This window comes from Agrobacterium sp. CFBP 3001, from assembly GCF_027871605.1.
GTDB lineage: Bacteria > Pseudomonadota > Alphaproteobacteria > Rhizobiales > Rhizobiaceae > Agrobacterium > Agrobacterium leguminum.
In genome coordinates this window covers 207667-225456 of the sequence record NZ_JAQAHD010000001.1, presented here as the reverse complement: position 1 = coordinate 225456, position 17790 = coordinate 207667, and the positions used below count along the sequence as shown (strand labels likewise).

Annotated in this window: 18 protein-coding genes; 9 read left to right on the top strand and 9 right to left on the bottom strand. The window is 59.4% G+C overall.

The features are described 5' to 3' along the window. Positions 1 to 43: 43 nt before the first annotated feature. Positions 44 to 616, top strand: a complete 573-nt coding sequence (gene hpf, locus PH605_RS01140; protein WP_059759321.1) for a ribosome hibernation-promoting factor, HPF/YfiA family — start codon at positions 44 to 46, stop codon at positions 614 to 616. Positions 617 to 698: 82 nt separating this feature from the next. Beyond that, positions 699 to 1160 carry a PTS IIA-like nitrogen regulatory protein PtsN gene (gene ptsN / locus PH605_RS01135; RefSeq protein WP_003503792.1) on the top strand — a complete coding sequence of 154 codons (462 nt, stop codon included), beginning with the start codon at positions 699 to 701 and terminating at the stop codon, positions 1158 to 1160. 81 nt (positions 1161 to 1241) lie between these two features. Here ptsN and grpE read toward each other — a convergent pair whose 3' ends face one another. Further along, a complete protein-coding gene (gene grpE / locus PH605_RS01130) occupies positions 1242 to 1877 on the bottom strand; it encodes a nucleotide exchange factor GrpE (protein ID WP_078051343.1) in 636 nt (211 codons plus the stop codon). A 112-nt stretch (positions 1878 to 1989) separates the two neighbouring features. Further along, entirely contained in the window at positions 1990 to 3081 is a 1092-nt protein-coding gene (gene hrcA, locus PH605_RS01125) for a heat-inducible transcriptional repressor HrcA (RefSeq protein WP_020811203.1), read from the bottom strand. A 135-nt stretch (positions 3082 to 3216) separates the two neighbouring features. Between hrcA and rph the strand changes: the two genes are divergently transcribed. The 3 genes from rph to hemW are packed head-to-tail and all read left to right on the top strand — an operon-like array spanning position 3217 to position 5800. Then, positions 3217 to 3933 carry a ribonuclease PH gene (gene rph, locus PH605_RS01120; protein WP_003503798.1) on the top strand — a complete coding sequence of 239 codons (717 nt, stop codon included), beginning with the start codon at positions 3217 to 3219 and terminating at the stop codon, positions 3931 to 3933. A gap of 17 nt (positions 3934 to 3950) precedes the next feature. Beyond that, positions 3951 to 4595 carry an RdgB/HAM1 family non-canonical purine NTP pyrophosphatase gene (gene rdgB, locus PH605_RS01115; RefSeq protein ID WP_003520089.1) on the top strand — a complete coding sequence of 215 codons (645 nt, stop codon included), beginning with the start codon at positions 3951 to 3953 and terminating at the stop codon, positions 4593 to 4595. Between the two features lie 5 nt (positions 4596 to 4600). Beyond that, entirely contained in the window at positions 4601 to 5800 is a 1200-nt protein-coding gene (hemW, locus tag PH605_RS01110) for a radical SAM family heme chaperone HemW (RefSeq protein WP_142844287.1), read from the top strand. 72 nt (positions 5801 to 5872) lie between these two features. On the opposite strand, the gene dnaA is transcribed toward hemW, so the two are convergent. The 4 genes from dnaA to mutM form a co-directional block, all read right to left on the bottom strand. After that, positions 5873 to 7333 (bottom strand): chromosomal replication initiator protein DnaA, encoded by a 1461-nt coding sequence (dnaA, locus tag PH605_RS01105; protein WP_236780815.1) that lies wholly within the window; start codon positions 7331 to 7333, stop codon positions 5873 to 5875. 868 nt (positions 7334 to 8201) lie between these two features. Continuing rightward, positions 8202 to 8468 carry a 30S ribosomal protein S20 gene (gene rpsT, locus PH605_RS01100; RefSeq protein ID WP_003493474.1) on the bottom strand — a complete coding sequence of 89 codons (267 nt, stop codon included), beginning with the start codon at positions 8466 to 8468 and terminating at the stop codon, positions 8202 to 8204. Positions 8469 to 8663: 195 nt separating this feature from the next. After that, positions 8664 to 9437 (bottom strand): enoyl-CoA hydratase, encoded by a 774-nt coding sequence (locus PH605_RS01095; protein ID WP_078051345.1) that lies wholly within the window; start codon positions 9435 to 9437, stop codon positions 8664 to 8666. 31 nt (positions 9438 to 9468) lie between these two features. Continuing rightward, a complete protein-coding gene (mutM, locus tag PH605_RS01090; protein ID WP_125145220.1) occupies positions 9469 to 10365 on the bottom strand; it encodes a bifunctional DNA-formamidopyrimidine glycosylase/DNA-(apurinic or apyrimidinic site) lyase in 897 nt (298 codons plus the stop codon). A gap of 143 nt (positions 10366 to 10508) precedes the next feature. Between mutM and ubiE the strand changes: the two genes are divergently transcribed. From ubiE to PH605_RS01075, 3 genes are all read left to right on the top strand, one after another. Continuing rightward, positions 10509 to 11285, top strand: a complete 777-nt coding sequence (ubiE, locus tag PH605_RS01085) for a bifunctional demethylmenaquinone methyltransferase/2-methoxy-6-polyprenyl-1,4-benzoquinol methylase UbiE (RefSeq protein WP_003520094.1) — start codon at positions 10509 to 10511, stop codon at positions 11283 to 11285. Between the two features lie 36 nt (positions 11286 to 11321). After that, positions 11322 to 12896: a 2-polyprenylphenol 6-hydroxylase gene (ubiB, locus tag PH605_RS01080; protein WP_080818093.1), complete on the top strand. Its 1575-nt coding sequence runs from the start codon at positions 11322 to 11324 to the stop codon at positions 12894 to 12896. 165 nt (positions 12897 to 13061) lie between these two features. Further along, positions 13062 to 13976 carry a sterol desaturase family protein gene (locus tag PH605_RS01075; protein WP_080855853.1) on the top strand — a complete coding sequence of 305 codons (915 nt, stop codon included), beginning with the start codon at positions 13062 to 13064 and terminating at the stop codon, positions 13974 to 13976. A 9-nt stretch (positions 13977 to 13985) separates the two neighbouring features. On the opposite strand, the gene PH605_RS01070 is transcribed toward PH605_RS01075, so the two are convergent. The 3 genes from PH605_RS01070 to PH605_RS01060 form a co-directional block, all read right to left on the bottom strand. Beyond that, a complete protein-coding gene (locus tag PH605_RS01070) occupies positions 13986 to 14360 on the bottom strand; it encodes an MmcQ/YjbR family DNA-binding protein (RefSeq protein ID WP_080855852.1) in 375 nt (124 codons plus the stop codon). After that, on the bottom strand, positions 14357 to 15562 hold the full coding sequence (gene coaBC, locus PH605_RS01065; protein WP_142844089.1) for a bifunctional phosphopantothenoylcysteine decarboxylase/phosphopantothenate--cysteine ligase CoaBC: 1206 nt from the start codon (positions 15560 to 15562) through the stop codon (positions 14357 to 14359). Before coaBC ends, PH605_RS01070 begins: the two co-directional genes overlap by 4 nt. A 69-nt stretch (positions 15563 to 15631) precedes the next feature. Beyond that, the gene (locus tag PH605_RS01060) at positions 15632 to 17215 is read right to left on the bottom strand and encodes a peptide chain release factor 3 (protein ID WP_003520100.1); all 1584 of its coding nucleotides are present in this window, start codon (positions 17213 to 17215) and stop codon (positions 15632 to 15634) included. A 90-nt stretch (positions 17216 to 17305) separates the two neighbouring features. Here PH605_RS01060 and dut point away from each other — a divergent pair, with 90 nt between their 5' ends. After that, a complete protein-coding gene (gene dut / locus PH605_RS01055) occupies positions 17306 to 17776 on the top strand; it encodes a dUTP diphosphatase (RefSeq protein WP_080855850.1) in 471 nt (156 codons plus the stop codon). Positions 17777 to 17790: the final 14 nt, after the last annotated feature.

Genomic DNA, 17790 nt, shown 5'->3' with positions numbered 1-17790 from the left:
CGTAAGCTGGTACTCGCAAATCACTACAAAAAGGAAAATTTCCATGAGTGTGCGTGTATCTGGTAAACATATGGAGATCGGTGAATCTTTCCGTCAGCGGATCGAGGACAATATAGGTCTGGCAGTTACCAAATACTTCGATGGGGGGTATTCAGGCCAAGTGACCGTGGAGAAGTCCGGATCGCGTTTTGCCGCCGACTGCAAGCTGCATCTCGATACGGGCATTGTATTGCATGCGGCGGGTCAGGCAAATGATCCGCAGGCCAGCTTCGATGCCGCCGCAGAGCGGATCGAGAAGCGCCTGCGCCGCTACAAGCGCAAGCTTAAGGACCACCACAATGGTGCGAATGGCGTGTCGCAGGAAATCGCCTATACGGTGATGGATGCTATTCCCGATGAGGACCACGAGGTTCCCGAAGATTACGCACCCACCATCGTAGCGGAGAGTTCGAAACAGATTAAGACAATGTCCGTCGCCAGCGCCGTGATGGCGCTCGACATGACGGACGAACCGGTTCTGCTGTTCCGCAGCCCGGGCAAGGAATATCTCAACATCGTTTACCGGCGTCATGACGGCAATATTGGCTGGATCGACGCGGAAACGATCAAGAGCTGAACAGTCTGACAAGACGTGGGAGGCAGAGCGCGAAAGCGTAGCTGCCTCCTGCATCGTCTCGATGGCATGAAGGAAAAAGAGAATGGCGTTGGCAGATTTGCTGCAACAAGATGCGATTATTCCCGCCCTCAAGGTGAATTCCAAAAAGCAGTTGCTTCAGGAGCTGGCCGCAAAGGCAGCCAGAATTACCGGAGTCTCGGAACGGGAAGTTTTCGACGTCATCCTCCAGCGTGAGAAACTCGGCTCCACCGGTGTGGGCCACGGCATCGCCATTCCGCATGGCAAGCTCAACAGCATCCATCAGATCACCGGCGTATTCGCACGCCTTGAAACACCGGTCGATTTCGAAGCGCTGGACGACCAGCCCGTCGATCTGGTTTTCCTGCTGCTCGCGCCCGAGGGCGCCGGCGCGGATCACCTGAAGGCGTTGTCCAGAATTGCACGCGCCCTGCGCGACCCTGAACTGGTCGCCAAGCTGCGCGCCACCGATTCCGACACCGCAATCTACGCTTTCCTCAATCAGGAGCAGGCGACAGCGGCCTGATCGCGGGCTAACTCCCTCAGTTTAACGGCAATAAAAAACGCGCCCTGAAGGCGCGTTTTTTATGACGTAAGGATAGATGCCTTACGCGTCTTTTTCATTGAGAGACGAGGTGCCCGGCTCGGCCGATGCGGCAACTTCCGCCTTCGGGCCGCCTTTGGCGACGCCGACCATCGCCGGGCGCAGGACGCGGTCGCCGATGGTGAAACCGGCCTGAACCACCTGCAGCACGGTATTGTTCGGAACTGCCGGATTCGGAATTTCGAACATGGCCTGATGGAAGTTCGGGTCGAACTTCTGGCCCTCGGCATCGATCTTCTTCACGCCGTGGCGTTCCAGCGTCGACAGCATCGAACGTTCCGTCATCTCGACGCCTTCGATCAAACCATTGAGACCGGCTTCGCCATTGGTCTTGAGTTCATCGGGAATGGCTTCAAGCGCGCGGCGAAGATTATCCGAAACGGCAAGCATGTCGCGTGCAAAGGCAGCCAGCGAATAGGCCTTGGCGTCCTTGACATCACGCTCGGTGCGGCGGCGAAGATTGTCCATCTCGGCGGCAAGGCGCAGAAATTTATCGCGCAGATCGGCGTTCTCAGCCTTTAGTAACTCCACCGGATCGGGCTCTGCCGTTTCGGCCTGTTCTTCACCTGCCTGAGCAAGATCGACAAACTCTTCCGCGACGTCCGCGTCAGGTCCGGGCTTTTTTGTATCGTCGGTCATGACGTTCTCCAGATTTGAATATGTTGGTTGCGCCCGATATCGAGCTTTGACGGGCAAAAATCAAGTCTTGCGGCGAAAAGCTTGCCGCATTCCCTGACCTTGCGGGTCTGTCCTATCTCTGCTTGCGGGAAAGGCGGGCCATGATCTGCGCCGTATAGTCCACCATCGGCACGATACGGGCGTAATTCAGCCGGGTCGGGCCAATGACGCCGACCGCACCCACGACACGATTGTCCTCATCGCGATAGGGCGCGACGATCAGCGACGAACCGGACAGCGAAAACAGCTTGTTTTCCGAGCCGATGAAAATCCTGACCCCCGAGCCGCTTTCCGCGAGATTGAGGATTTCGATGAGATTTTCCTTGCGCTCCAGGTCGTCGAACAGCAGGCGCACCCGATCGATATCTTCCTCACCGGCGAGACCTTCGAGCAGGTTGGAGCGGCCGCGAACGATGAGGCGGCCGAGCTTGCCCTCCTCATTGTCTCCCGCCCATACCGCCAGACCACGCTCCACGAGGTCCTGCGCCAATATGCCGAGTTCCGATTGCAGTTCGGCCCGCTGCGTCTGGAACTGACCGCGCAACTCATGCAGCGTCTGACCGGATAGATGGGCATTGATGAAATTCGCCGCTTCGGTCAATTGCGACGAAGAGATGCCGGCCGGCAATTCGATGATGCGGTTTTCGACCTGATTGTGGTCGCCCACCAGCACGGCGAGCGCCTTGGTGGGCTCCAGCCTTATGAATTCGACATGCTTGAGGATGACGTCGTTCTTCGCCGTCAATACGAGGCCCGCGCCGCGCGACATGCCGGACAGCATGCGGCTCGCCTCCGTCAAAAGCCCTTCCAGCGACTGTTCGTGGCCGGCGACCGGCCCGATCTGACGGTCGATAGTCGCCCTTTCCTCGGCGGGCAGGTCACCCACCTGCATGAAGGCGTCAACAAAGAAGCGCAGCCCCGTCTGGGTCGGCAGGCGACCGGCGCTGATATGCGGCGAATAGATGAGGCCAAGCTCTTCGAGATCGCTCATGACGTTGCGGACGGAGGCGGGTGAAAGCGACATCGGCAACAGCCGCGACAGGCTGCGCGATCCGAGCGGCTCGCCCGTATCGAGATAACCTTCGACGATGCGCCGGAAAATTTCCCGAGACCGTTCATCCAGCAGCGATGCCTGATCTTTTGATAGCGGTGCGGAAAAACCCATTTCGTCCGTTCTTTGTCGTTCAAACCAGCTCGCATCAATATAATGCGTTGCAACGCCGGGGCAAAATGGAAATTGGCTTTGCAAAAGCCCGGACCTCGCCTTAGAAGGCAGGGACCAACATGGAGAGTGGATCATATGCGGCCTTCAGGCAGAAAAACCGACCAGATGCGCAAGGTTTCCTTCGAGCGCAATTTCTCGAAACATGCCGAAGGTTCCTGTCTCGTGAAATTCGGCGACACGCATGTGCTCGTCACCGCCAGCCTTGAAGAAAAGACGCCGCCGTGGCTGCGCAACAGCGGCAAGGGCTGGGTCACCGCCGAATATGGCATGCTGCCGCGCTCCACCCATGAGCGCATGAAGCGCGAAGCCGCTTCCGGCAAGCAGGGCGGTCGCACGCAGGAAATCCAGCGCCTCATCGGCCGTTCGCTGCGCGCCGTCGTCGATCTGCAGGCGCTGGGTGAGCGCCAGATCAGCATCGACTGCGACGTGATCCAGGCCGATGGCGGCACTCGCACCGCCTCCATCACCGGCGCGTGGATTGCGCTCCACGATTGCCTGAAATGGATGGAAACCCGTAACATGATCAAGGTCGAGAAGGTTCTGAAGGACCATATCGCCGCGATCTCCTGCGGCATCTTCGCCAACCAGCCGGTGATCGATCTCGATTATCTCGAGGATTCTTCCGCCGAGACCGATGCAAATTTCGTCATCACCGGCTCCGGCGGCATCGTCGAGGTTCAGGGCACGGCGGAAGGCGCGCCCTTCTCCGAGGAAGAATTCCTGACGCTGCTCGGTCTTGCCAAGGCCGGTTGCAGCGAACTGGTCGCCCTTCAGAAACAGGCGATTGCCTGAGCCGACAGGAAAGCACCATGCGCAAGCTCGATACCAGAACGATCGTCGTCGCCAGCCATAACAAGGGCAAGATCGCCGAAATCGCCGATCTGATCGGGCCTTTCGGCTTTTCCGCCAAATCGGCGGCGGAGCTGAATTTCGAAGAGCCGGATGAGACGGGTACGACCTTCGAGGAAAATGCCGCCATCAAGGCGCTTGCCTCCGCGAAGGCATCCGGCCTTCCGGCTTTGTCCGACGATTCCGGTCTGGTCATCGATGCGCTGGATGGTGCGCCGGGTGTCTATACCGCCAATTGGGCGGAAACGGCCGATGGCACCCGCGACTTCGCCATGGCGATGCAGAAGGTCGAAGATGCGCTGGCCGAGCGGGGCGCATCGAAGCCGGAAGACCGCACCGGCCGCTTCGTCAGCGTGCTGTGCCTCGCCTGGCCGGATGGGCATCTCGAATATTTCCGCGGCGAGGTGGAAGGCACGGTGGTGTGGCCGCCACGCGGAACGAGCGGTTTCGGTTACGATCCGGTCTTCAAACCGGAAGGATACGACACCACATTCGGCGAGATGAGCGCGGATGAAAAACACGGTTGGAAACATGGCGACGCCTTCGCGCTTTCGCACCGTGCCCGGGCGTTTAAAAAATTCGTAGAAACCTGCCTGGAGGCATGAACCCGATGGTCGGGGAGCATCAACTTTCTGCCCCCGGCGCGTCGCTTCTGCCGGATACGGGCGATCCCGGTTTCGGGATCTATCTGCATTGGCCCTTCTGTGCGGCCAAATGTCCCTATTGCGATTTCAACAGCCATGTCCGCCACCGGCCGGTGGATCAGGAACGGTTTACGGCGGCCTTTCTCCGTGAAATGGAACATATGCGGACGCTGAGCGGTCCGCGCGTCGTGACCAGCATCTTCATGGGCGGCGGCACGCCGTCGCTGATGGACCCGCAGACGGTGGGCGCACTTCTCGATGGCGTCTCGCGCTTCTGGCATGTGCCGGATGGTATCGAGATCACCATGGAAGCCAATCCTTCTAGCGTCGAGGCGGAGCGTTTTCGCGGTTACCGCGCGGCGGGCGTCAACCGTGTCTCGCTCGGCGTACAGGCGCTGAACGACCGGGACCTGAAGTTCCTCGGCCGCCTGCATGATGTTTCCGATGCTTTGAAAGCCATCCGGCTGGCGCGGGAGATTTTTCCGCGCATGTCCTTCGATCTCATCTATGCCCGCCCGAACCAGACGGTGGCCGAATGGGACGCAGAGCTGAAAGAGGCTGTCTCCTACGCTGTCGACCATCTGTCGCTCTATCAGCTGACCATCGAGGAAGGCACGCCCTTCTACGGGCTGCACAAGGCCGGCAAGCTCATCGTGCCGGATGGCGAACATTCGGCTGTGCTTTATGAGGCGACGCAGGAAATCACCGAGCGTTACGGCATGCCGGCCTATGAGGTTTCCAACCATGCCCGGCCGGGTGCTGAAAGCCGCCACAACCTGACCTACTGGCGTTATGGCGATTATGCCGGCATCGGCCCCGGCGCGCATGGACGCCTGACGAGAGGCGCTTCCAAGCTCGCAACCGCCACCGAGCGCCACCCGGAAAACTGGCTCGAAACCGTTGAGCGGGAAGGCCACGGCATGGTCGATCAGGAGCTGCTTGGCGTCGATGAGCAGGCCGATGAATTGCTGCTGATGGGACTTCGCCTGCGCGAAGGTATCGATCTCGCCCGCTGGAGCGACCTTTCCGGCCGCGATCTCGATCCGGAAAAGGAGGAATTCCTCCTCCAGCACGGTTTCGTGGAGAGGCTCGGCAATTCCCGCCTGCGCTGCACGCCGTCCGGCATGCTTATTCTGGATGCGGTGGTGGCCGATCTCGCCTGCTGACGCCAGCCTCCACCCCAGCTTTAGCCCAATAGACAAGACGACAATAAAAAAGCGGCCCGAAGGCCGCTTTTTTCATGCGTTGTTTTCGTTGATCAGGCGTTTCAACAGCTCAACCTCATGGCCGAGCTTGGTGTCGCCGGAAATCAGTTCCTCGATCTTGCGCACGGCATGCAGAACCGTGGTGTGATCGCGACCGCCGAAACGGCGACCGATCTCGGGGAAAGACCGCGGCGTCAGCATCTTTGCCAGATACATGGCGATCTGGCGCGGCTTGACGATGACGCGGGTGCGGCGGTTGGACACCAGCTCCTGTCGCGACACATTATAGTGCTTGGCGACGATGCGCTGAATATCCTCGATGCGTACACGCTTGGCCTCACCCGTCCCGACGAGATGCGACAGCAGCTCATCGACACGATCAACCGAGAGGTTCGGCTCGAAGGAGCGACGGAACATCAGCTGGTTGAAGGCGCCTTCCAGTTCGCGTCCGCTTGCCGTCACGCTCTTGGCCACATGGGTCAGGATTTCATCCGAAATCTCGAAGGACGGATCGTCCTGACGTGCCGAGCCGAGGCGGCGGTTGAGCATTTCATAGCGCATGTCGTAGTCGGGACCTTCGATCTCGATGGCCATGCCGCCCTGAAGACGGGAACGGACACGCGGATCGAGCGATTCCAGCTCCCACGGCGCACGGTCAGCCGCGACCACGACCTGCTTGGCGCTGTCGAGCAGCATGTTCAGCAGATGGCAGAATTCGTGCTGGATCATCTTGCCCTGCAGGAACTGCATGTCGTCGATGACGAGCAGGTCGATGTTGCGCAGTGTGTCCTTCAGCGTCAGCGCGTCATTGTCGCGGATCGCAGTGGCGAAACGCCACATGAAATATTCGGCCGTCAGATAGACCACGCGCGGATTGCGCGGGCTGTCGATGGCGGCATTGGCGATTGCCTGCAGAAGATGTGTCTTGCCGAGGCCGACACCCGCATGGATGAACAGCGGGTTGAAGCGCACGGCGCCGGCACCGGCTTCGGCGATCGTCTTTGCCGCCGCAAGGGCGACACGGTTGGACGAGCCTTCGACAAAGGTATCGAAGGTGAAACGGGTGTCGAGCGGCGAACCGAATAACGGCCCGGAACCGCCCTGACGCAAGGTCGCCTGCGAAGCCGCAGGCTGTGCGACAGGCGTCGCGGGCTGCGACGGAATGAAGGACTTGTTACGCTGAACCGCGCCGACTTCCGGAACGGGCTGCGCCCTTTCCTCGGTCTGTGCCGGACGGACCGGGCGGCTGGCCGAGCGGACCAGAATCTCCACCTTCAGCACATCCGGATCCTCGCTCTGGACGAGGTTCGTGATCAGATCCATGTAACGGTTGTTGATCCAGGACTTCAAAAAGGTCGTCGGAACGGTAAAACGGACGACGCTTTTCGAAACGGAATGGAGTTTGAGCCGTGCAAACCAGCTTGCATAGACCTCCGGACCAACCTGTGCCTTGAGCCGCGCGCTAAAACGTTCAAACAGCGCATCGTGCGTCATTGCCGATTTGTCCCCTGCCGCATCTGAGCAAGCTGCATCACGCGTCTTCGGTGCGCGGTCCCCATCAGCCACCGCACCCATCGCCAAATTCAATTGCATATTGCCGCCTTTCAAATTGCCAATCATAGCCTGACGATCAAAGATCGATCGCCAGAGATCCCCCTCGTATATTTTTGCCTCCAGCGTTCCCCTCGAAAGAACGTCAAAGGCGACTACTCGTTTGCGAGCCGGTTATCCCATTTCCCTCCCCCTCATGGAGAGGCCTGCGACACGCTAAAACGCTCCTTTCGTTACAACCTTAAGGCGCATTCTTGAGGACAAAAGCTCCCGCCCGTTCCGGAGACCGAAACGGCACAAAAAGCTCCATGACCTGAAAAAACGGACCCCGAAAGACCCGCCAGCAAGAAGGTGAATATCGTCGATACGATCATCGAGATAATCTGTGGACTGAGATCCGCACCCCTTGTTGAAATGCATTTAGGCAGGATCGTGGGGAGAGATCAATGGCGTTTTTTCTGCAAAAACTCAGATCGGCCATTGACTCGCAAAGGCCGTTTTGCATCACCGACGAGGTGCGAAGCAGAATCGCTTATGAATCAATGAGATTCAATTTTGGCAATTTTTGAGAGCTGATTTTGGCAAAAAAATAAAAATCTTCTTGACTCAAAACTGGCCGCGACTTCCGTAGAGAAAGCCCCCGAGTTTTCCAGAGACCTCCAGCAAGCTGTTGTTTTTATTGCAAATTTCCTGTCGTCCATCTGACATGCGTTTGTCACGTTACGGCAGCAATGGTTAACGGGCAGTTAGAATCACAAAAAGCCCGGTCAAAAGACCAGGCTTTTTGAATAATTATTTGTGATTAGCCGGATTAGGCGGAAAGAGCCTTAACGCGCTGTGCGAGACGCGACACCTTGCGGGATGCGGTGTTGCCGTGCAGCACGCCCCGGGTGGCGGCGCGCTGGATCTCGGGCTGAGCTGCCTTCAGAGCTTCGGTAGCGACTGCGAGATCACCGGAAGCGATGGCTTCCTCGACCTTGCGGATGAAGCCGCGAACGCGCGAACGGCGAGCCTTGTTGACTGCGGTACGGCGAGCGATCTTGCGGGTCGCCTTTTTCGCCGAAGTTGTATTGGCCATGTATGCCTCTCTTCGAATTCAAACCAAATTCCGCAACCATAGGATCGGGTCGTTCGAAGACCTCACGTAACCCAAGAATGCGGGAGTAATTTCGGACAAGCCGGATGGCTTTCCTTAACCGTGGGCGGGCATATACCGCTAAAGCTTACGCCCGTCAACGCGCAAAACGCTTAAAAGCGCCGATATTCCGAATCCTTAGCGATTCCGGAAAGCGGGTTTGCGCTTTTCCACGAAGGCGGCCATGCCCTCCTTCTGATCCGCTGTCGCAAAGAGCGACTGGAAGGATCGTCTTTCATATCTCAGTCCTTCCGTAAGCGGCACCTCGAAGGAGCGATTGACGCTTTCCTTGGCCATGAGAACGGAAGCACGCGACAGGGAAGCGATGCGGGTTGCCGCCTCCACCGCCTCGTCCATGAGATTTGCAGCCGGCACGACACGCGACACGAGACCGGCGCGCTCAGCTTCCGCCGCATCCATCATGCGCCCGGTCAGAACCAGGTCCATGGCCTTCGCCTTGCCGACCGCCCGTGTCAGCCGCTGCGAGCCGCCCATGCCAGGGATGACGCCGAGGGTGATCTCCGGCTGGCCGAATTTTGCCGTGTCCGAAGCGATGATGAAATCGCACATCATCGCCAGTTCGCAGCCGCCGCCAAGCGCAAAGCCGGATACGGCGGCGATGACCGGCTTGCGGGTGGCCGCAACCTCGTCCCAGCCGCCGAGAAAATCGCCGACATAGGCATCGACGAAATCCAGCCCCTGCATTTCCTTGATATCGGCGCCTGCCGCAAATGCCTTTTCCGAACCGGTTATAATGATCGCACCGATGGAATCATCGGCGGAAAACGAAGACAGAATGTGCCGCAGCTCTTTCAGAAGCACCGAATTGAGAGCGTTGAGCGCCTTGGGGCGGTTGAGGGTGATGACACCCACCTCATCGCGTTTCTCGACCAGTATCGTTTCATAGTCCACGGCAATCTCCCCTTCCGGCACTCCGGCTCCGTTACTTCTGGCAGGCGGCGCAATAAAAGGTCGAACGACCGGCCTGCACCACCCTTTCAACCGTACCCCGGCAGCCGGGCGTCCGGCAAGGCTGGCCTTCCTGATCGTAGACCGAAAAGGAATGCTGGAAATAACCGAGCGTTCCGTCCGTCTGTATATGGTCTCGCAATGAGGAGCCGCCAGCGGCGATCGCATCCGCGATCACGTCGCGGATTTTCTCCGTCAGATCGACGAGCTGCGCTTTGGGCTTGCCACCTTTCGTCACCAGCGTCCCCGCCGCCCGCAAAGGCGAAAGATGCGCGCGCCACAGCGCCTCGCAGACATAGATATTGCCGAGACCGGCAATGACCTTCTGGTCGAGCAATGTGCTTTTCAGGGGCTGGCTTTTGCCTTCAAACCGGCTCGCCAGATAATCCGCGCTCAGCGCATTGCCTGTCGGCTCCGGGCCGAGCTCGGCAAAAGCGGGGTAAAGGTCGAGCTTGTTGCGCTCCACCAGATGCATGAAGCCGAAGCGGCGCGGATCATTATAGATGACGCAGACGCGCTCTTCCCCTTTATCCAGATGAAAGACGACATGGTCATGCTTGCCGTCTTTGGACCGGGCATGGTGAAACACGCCTGGAGCATCGCCGGCCTCACCCGCCTCCGCCTCGATGCGGAACGAGCCGGACATGCCGAGGTGGGAAACGATGGTCAGCCCATCCTCCAGTTCGATCAGAAGATATTTCGCCCTGCGCCCGAGCGACAGGATCGTCTTGCCTTCGATAAGCGCTGCGAAATCCTGCGGGAATGGAAAGCGCAAATCGGGGCGGCCGAGATGGAGCCTGCGGACCCTTGCGCCTTCCATGGCGGGCGCAAGGCCACGTCTGACGGTTTCGACTTCTGGCAATTCTGGCATCTGGCTTATCCGACAGTTTATCGTTAGGACCATGTGGTCTATACAATGCACGCGAAATGTCGCGCCCAGGCGATGCGGCAACAGATAGCGTTGCCATGGCGTTTCCGCTATGGTCCGCCACGCAATAAATATGGAGACAGACGATGACCGACGCCCGTACCACTGCCCAAGGCGGCATGGAAACGTCCTATGGCTTCCACAAGGTGGACGAAGGCAAAAAGCAGGGGTTGGTCAACGAAGTCTTCCACAAGGTGGCCAAACGCTACGACATCATGAACGATGTGATGTCGGCCGGCCTGCACCGGCTGTGGAAAGACGCCATGGTCTCTTCGCTTTCGCCGCGCAAGGATGCGTCCTACAAGGTTCTGGACGTTGCGGGCGGCACCGGCGATATCGCCTTCCGCATCATCGAAGCCTCCAACCGTCTGGCGCATGCCACTGTTCTCGATATCAACGGCTCGATGCTGGCCGTCGGCGAAGAACGCGCGGCAAAAAAGAAGCTTTCCGACAATCTGACCTTCGTGGAAGCCAATGCCGAGGAACTGCCTTTCGAAGCAAACAGTTTCGACGCCTATACGATCGCCTTCGGCATTCGCAACGTACCGCGCATCGACGTCGCGCTGAAGGAGGCCCATCGCGTGCTGAAGCGCGGCGGGCGGCTGCTGGTGCTGGAGTTTTCCGAGGTCGAAATGCCGTTGCTTGACCGCGTTTACGACGCCTGGTCGTTCAACGCCATCCCGCAATTCGGCAAGATGATCACGGGTGACGCCGAGCCCTATCAATATCTGGTCGAATCGATCCGCAAATTCCCCAATCAGGAGGATTTCGCGACGATGATCCGCACCGCCGGCTTCTCCCGTGTCACCTATACCAATTACACCGGCGGCATCGCCGCCCTGCATTCCGGCTGGAAGCTTTAAGACCATGGCCGGCAGACGCAGGAGACAAGCATAAGCATGAGTACTTTGGGCGCATATTTCCGCCTCGCAAGGGTTGGCTGGGTTCTCGTGCGCGAAGGCGTCGTGCTGGCCCTGCCTTCCGATGACCTGCCTGCTCCCGCCCAATTGTTGAAAGCGCTGCTGAAGCCGTTCGCCCGCAGCAAGGCGAAAAGGGCGCAGCGCAGCGACCGTCTGGCGGTGGCTGTCGAACGGCTTGGTCCTTCCTACGTGAAGATGGGCCAGTTTCTCGCCACCCGGCCGGATGTGGTGGGCGCCGACTTCGCCGACGATCTCGCGAGCCTTCAGGACCGCATGGCTTTTTTCCCGGCGGCTGCGGCGAAAGCGAATATCGAAGGCTCGCTCGGCCGTTCGGTGTCCGATCTCTACAGGGAGTTCGGCGATCCTATCGCCGCCGCCTCCATTGCCCAGGTTCATCCGGCAATGGTGGATACACCGAAGGGGCCGCGCAAGGTGGCCGTCAAGGTCATCCGCCCCGGCGTGCGCCAGCGTTTCCAGAACGATCTCGAGGCGATGTATCTGATCGCCGATCTACAGCAGCGTTTCGTCCGCTCCGCGCGTCGCCTGCGCCCCGTCGAGGTGACGCGCACGCTGGAGCAGACCACCAAGATCGAGATGGATCTGCGGCTCGAGGCCGCCGCCCTTTCCGAACTTGCGGAAAACACCAGGGACGATCCCGGATTCCGAGTTCCCGAGGTCGACTGGGAACGCACCGGACGCGATGTCGTCACCATGGAGTGGATCGACGGCGTCAAGATGTCGGATATCGAAGGGTTGAAGGCCGCCGGCCACGACCTGAACAAACTTGCCGACACGCTGATCCAGTCCTTCCTGCGGCACACGCTGCGCGATGGCTTCTTCCATGCAGACATGCATCCCGGCAATCTCTTCGTCGATGCTGAGGGCGAGATCGTCGCCGTCGACATGGGCATTGCCGGACGTCTCGGCAAAAAGGAACGCCGCTTCCTTGCCGAGATCCTCTACGGCTTCATTACCCGCGATTACATGCGGGTGGCGGAAGTGCATTTCGAAGCCGGTTACGTGCCGGGCCATCACGATATAGCAAGCTTCGCCCAGGCGATCCGCGCCATTGGCGAGCCGATCCACGGCCAGCCGGCCGAAACGATCTCCATGGGCAAGCTTTTGACGCTGCTGTTCGAAGTGACCGAGCTTTTCGACATGGAAACGCGGCCGGAACTGGTGATGCTGCAAAAGACCATGGTGGTGGTGGAAGGCGTGTCGCGCATGCTCAATCCACGCTTCAACATGTGGAAGGCGGCAGACCCCGTCGTCGGTGGCTGGATCAGGGACAATCTCGGCCCGAAACGCATCGTCACCGATCTGAAGGACGGCGTGAAGGCGGCCCTGAAGCTCGCCGAGGCAGCGCCGGAGATCGCCGCCAAGACCGAAAAGCTGCATTCCGAGTTGATGTACATGAGCGAGAACGGCCTGCGTTTCGACGCGCAGACGGCGGAAGCCATCGGCAAGGCGGAAGCGCGCCACACCAAATGGGGACGGGCGGCACTCTGGGTCATAGCGCTGACGCTTCTTTACATCGCCATCAGGATAAGCTGAGCATCTCGGCACCGGTGAGTGCCATGTTTGTGTAATGCATTGGAGCGATAAGGGCCTGATCTCCAATCGAGACAGGTGATCGATGCGGGGTAAGGGCTGCTTTGATGCCTGCGCGGAATTGCGCCGGCGGTATAGACGGACGATGCCGGACGGGATTTGATTTTGATGGCAAAAGCGCAAGTATTGAAAGAGGCCCTTTCCTATTCGTCGTGGCCGCTGGTGTTCGTCGGCGGCCTCGTGGGGTCCTATTTCGCTTTCACGAGCAGCCATCCCATCGCGGCCTTTTTGACCGTCTACGCGGGCGCGGTTTTAAGCCTGTTTCTTCTCGAACGTTATATTCCCTACGAAATCCAATGGCTTGAGGGTGATGGCGAGACCGTGAACAGCATCGGCCACACGCTTTTGACGAAAGGGCTCGTCCAGCTCGCAGCCGCCGCAGCGGCAATCTTCCCGATGGTGACCGCCAATGTGCTGCAGCCGCTCGCCGCCATACGGTTCGACCTGTGGCCGTCTCATCTGCCGATGATCGTTCAGGTCGCCCTTGCGGTGACAATTGCCGAATTCGGCCTCTACTGGTCCCACCGTATTGCGCATGAAACCGTATTCTTCTGGCGTTTCCATGCGCTGCATCACAGCGTCGTGCGGCTCTGGGTCGTCAATACGGGACGGTTCCATGTGGCCGATTCCCTGTTCAAGATCGCGCTCAGCCAGATTCCGCTCTATTTCATGGGTGCGCCGCTACAGGTTTTCTGGTGGCTGGGCGCCGTTACCGCATTCATCGGTATTTTGACCCATTGCAACGTCGATATGAAAACGGGGCCGCTCGATTACGTGTTCAGCACCCCGCGCCTGCACCGCTGGCACCATTCAAAACAGCTTCCGGAAGGGAACACCAATTACGGCGAGAATCTCGTCTTCTTCGATCTGATCTTCGGCTCCTACCATAATCCCGACAGGCCTTCTTCCACCGATATCGGCATCAAGGGCAAGATTGCGAAAGGATTCCTGCCGCAGCTCCTGCAGCCCTTCACCAAGGAAGGCGTCCGCCAGATCATCGGCAAGGACACCAAGCTCGACTGAACCGAAAAACTACAGGGCACGCGCAGTCTCGATCACGATACCCAGTTCGCCCCGCAGTTTTTTGGTCAGACCAGCCGCGACAAGCTCATAGGAGCGGCGCACATAATGCTCCAGTTCTTCCTGTTCGAGCGGGGAATGATCGCCAATCGATATCCATTTGCGTTTGGCGAAATAAGGCGCCTGCCCTATGCCTTCCAGCGAGGTCAATATTTCGAAGCTCTCTTCCGAGCATTTCACGACCAGCCGCCAGTCCTCCCGCTCGCCAAGCACGGCAAAGACCTTGTCGCCCACCTTGGCGACATGGGAATCCCATTGGTCGACGAAACGCACGCCAGGCCATTTGCCGAGCACCCTGTCGAAAGTCTTGCGATCGAACAGGCTCATGCGAGTTTCTCCGCGATCAGGGCCGCCAGACGTTTTGCAACGTCGGCCTTATCGAGATCCGGCCAAACATCGATGCCATCCGCGGAAATGATCTTCACGCTGTTGCGATCCCCGCCCATGATGCCGGTTTCCGCCGAAACATCATTCGCGACGATATAATCCGCCCCTTTGCGCTCCAGCTTCGCCCGGCCGTTCTTTTCGACATCCTGCGTTTCGGCGGCGAAGCCCACCACAATCCTCGGGCGCTTTTCATGATGGCCGACGGTTTTGAGAATATCGGGATTTTCCGTCAGTTGCAGCGCCGGCGGCGCATCGCCCGGCTGCTTCTTGATCTTCTGCTCCGACGAGCCCGTCACCCGCCAGTCGGCGACGGCAGCGACCATGACGGCGATATCCGCCGGCAGTCTCGATATCACCGCATCGCGCATCTCCTCGGCGCGCTCGACATGGATCGTCGTGACCCCGGCAGGATCGGCGATGGTGACCGGGCCGGAAACCAGCGTAACCTCTGCCCCCAGTTCCGCCAGAGCCGCCGCAATGGCATGGCCCTGCTTGCCGGAGGAGCGGTTGGCGATGTAGCGCACCGGGTCAATCGGTTCATGCGTGGGGCCGGAGGTGACGATCGCCGTTCTGCCCTTCAGGGGCTTTGGCCCCTCATCCAGCAGTGCGGCGACGGCTTCGACGATCTGCAATGGCTCGGCCATGCGGCCAAAACCAGCCTCGCCTTTCTCTGCCATCTCACCGGCCATCGGGCCGATGAAAAACACGCCATCTTCTTTCAGCGTTTCGACATTACGCAGCGTGGGCTTCGCCGCCCACATTTTTGGGTTCATCGCCGGTGCCACCAGCACCTTGCGATCCGTCGCGAGAAGAATGGTGGAGGCAAGATCGTCTGCAAGACCATGCGCCATCTTCGCCATCAGATCGGCGGTGGCGGGTGCCACAAGCACGAGGTCGCAGTCACGCGCCAGCCTGATATGGCCGACATCCTGTTCATCCTGCCGGGAAAAGAGCTCGGTGAAGACATGGGTGGCGGAAAGTGCACCGACGGCAAGCGGCGTGACGAATTCCTGGGCGCCCTTCGTCATCACCGGCGTCACCTTCGCGCCGCGCTCTTTCAGACGGCGGATGAGATCGAGGCTTTTATAGGCTGCGATGCCACCGGAGATGATGAGGAGAATATGTTTGCCTGAAAGCGTCATGATGCCGGACCAGTTTCCCGTTTCAGGGGAAACTAAGCCCTTGGCATACAAAGTGCAATCACGCCTTTGTCACGCCGCCTTGGCGACGTGATATTCCTTGATCGCGACCATCTTGATCGCCGGAAAACGCTCGGACTCATAGCGGAGCGAGAAGGCGTCCTGCGCCAGAAACACCGGATCGCCATCCAGATCGCGGGCGATATCGCCGCGCTTGACGTTGAGGAACTTGTCCATTTCCGCCGGCTGATCGGAAGAAATCCAGCGGCAGACGGAAAAGCGCGACATTTCGAAGGAGACCGGCAGGCCATATTCGCCCATCAGACGCTCCTTCAACACGTCGAGCTGCAGCGCACCGACAACACCGACGATGGCCGGCGAGCCGTCTTCCGGCGAAAAGAGCTGCACGACGCCTTCTTCCGCCATCTGCTGCAGGGCTTCCTTCAGCTTCTTCGCCTTCATGGCGTCCTCAAGACGCACGCGGCGGAGAATTTCCGGCGAAAAGTTAGGCACGCCCTGGAAGACGAGGTTTTCACCCTCGGTCAGCGTATCGCCGATGCGCAGCGTACCATGGTTCGGGATGCCGACCACGTCACCCGCAAAGGCCGTATCGGCAAGCTGGCGCTGCGAGGCGAAGAAGAACTGCGGCGCAGTGAGGCCCATCTGTTTGCCGGTGCGGGCAAGCCGCGCCTTCATGCCGCGCTCCAGCTTGCCGGAGCAGATGCGGGCAAAAGCGATGCGGTCGCGATGGTTCGGGTCCATATTGGCCTGAATCTTGAAGACAAAGGCCGTCATTTTCTCTTCAGCTGCATGGACGGTGCGGGTGTCCGCCACCTGATCGCGCGGCGGCGGTGCGAAATCGCCAAGCGCATTGATGAGATCACGTACACCGAAATTGCGCAGCGCCGAACCGAAGAACACCGGCGTCATATGACCTTCGAGAAATGCCTGACGATCGAAAGGACGGCAGGCTTCCAGCGCAAGCTCCGTTTCCTCGACGAAAAGATGGCGCTCATTTTCCGGCAGACGATCGGCAACCGCCTGCGGACCGTTGACCGGCATGGCTTCCACCTGCGTATCCACGCCACGGAAGGTGCTGTCGGCGAGATTATAGGCGCCGCAGAAGGTCTTTGCCCGACCGACCGGCCAGGTGATGGGCGCCGTATCGAGTGCGAGCTTCTCTTCCACCTCATCCAGAATCTCGAAGGGGTCGCGGCTTTCGCGGTCCATCTTGTTGATGAAGGTGATGATCGGAATATCGCGCATGCGGCAGACTTCGAACAGCTTCAGCGTGCGCGGCTCGATACCCTTGGCGGCGTCGATGACCATGATCGCCGCATCCACCGCCGTCAGCGTGCGGTAGGTGTCGTCGGCGAAGTCCTCGTGGCCGGGCGTATCGAGAATGTTGAAGACACGGTCATTATATTCAAAGGTCATGACCGAGGTGACGACCGAAATGCCGCGCTCACGCTCGATCTTCATCCAGTCCGAACGGGTCTGGATGCGATCCTTCTTCGCCTTCACCTCACCGGCAAGCTGGATCGCTCCGCCGAACAGCAGCAGTTTTTCAGTGAGCGTGGTCTTACCCGCGTCCGGGTGCGCGATAATAGCAAAGGTGCGGCGGCGGGAGACCGCCTCGGCAAGTGTTTCGGCCATCTGACAAATCCTGTGGAATTGCGGGCTATCTAGCGTTTCAGGCCCGCATTTGCAATTGACCTTGCCGCGATCTCGGCAAACTAATGCCGGATGACCCTTCAAAACGACAATCGCCCCCCTCTCCGGCTCGTCCGCCTCGCCAATGGCGCTGACCTCGAATTGCCGTCCTATGAGACCCGTGGCGCTGCCGGCATGGACCTGCGCGCGGCCGTACCTGCCGGTGAACCGCTGACCCTGCAACCGGGCGAACGCGCGCTGGTCCCAACCGGTTTCATCTTCGAAGTTCCGCAGGGATACGAGGCGCAAATCCGCCCCCGCTCCGGCCTCGCCATCAAGAACGGCATCACCTGCCTCAACTCTCCCGGCACGGTGGATAGCGATTATCGCGGCGAGGTGAAAGTCATCCTCGCCAATCTTGGCCAGGAGATTTTTATCATCGAGCGCGGTATGCGCATTGCGCAGATGGTGATCGCGCCGGTAACCCAGGTTGTTGTGAGCGAGGTGACGGAAACTTCCGAGACGGCGCGGGGCGCCGGCGGTTTCGGCTCCACCGGGGTTTAGCGACACCACTGGGA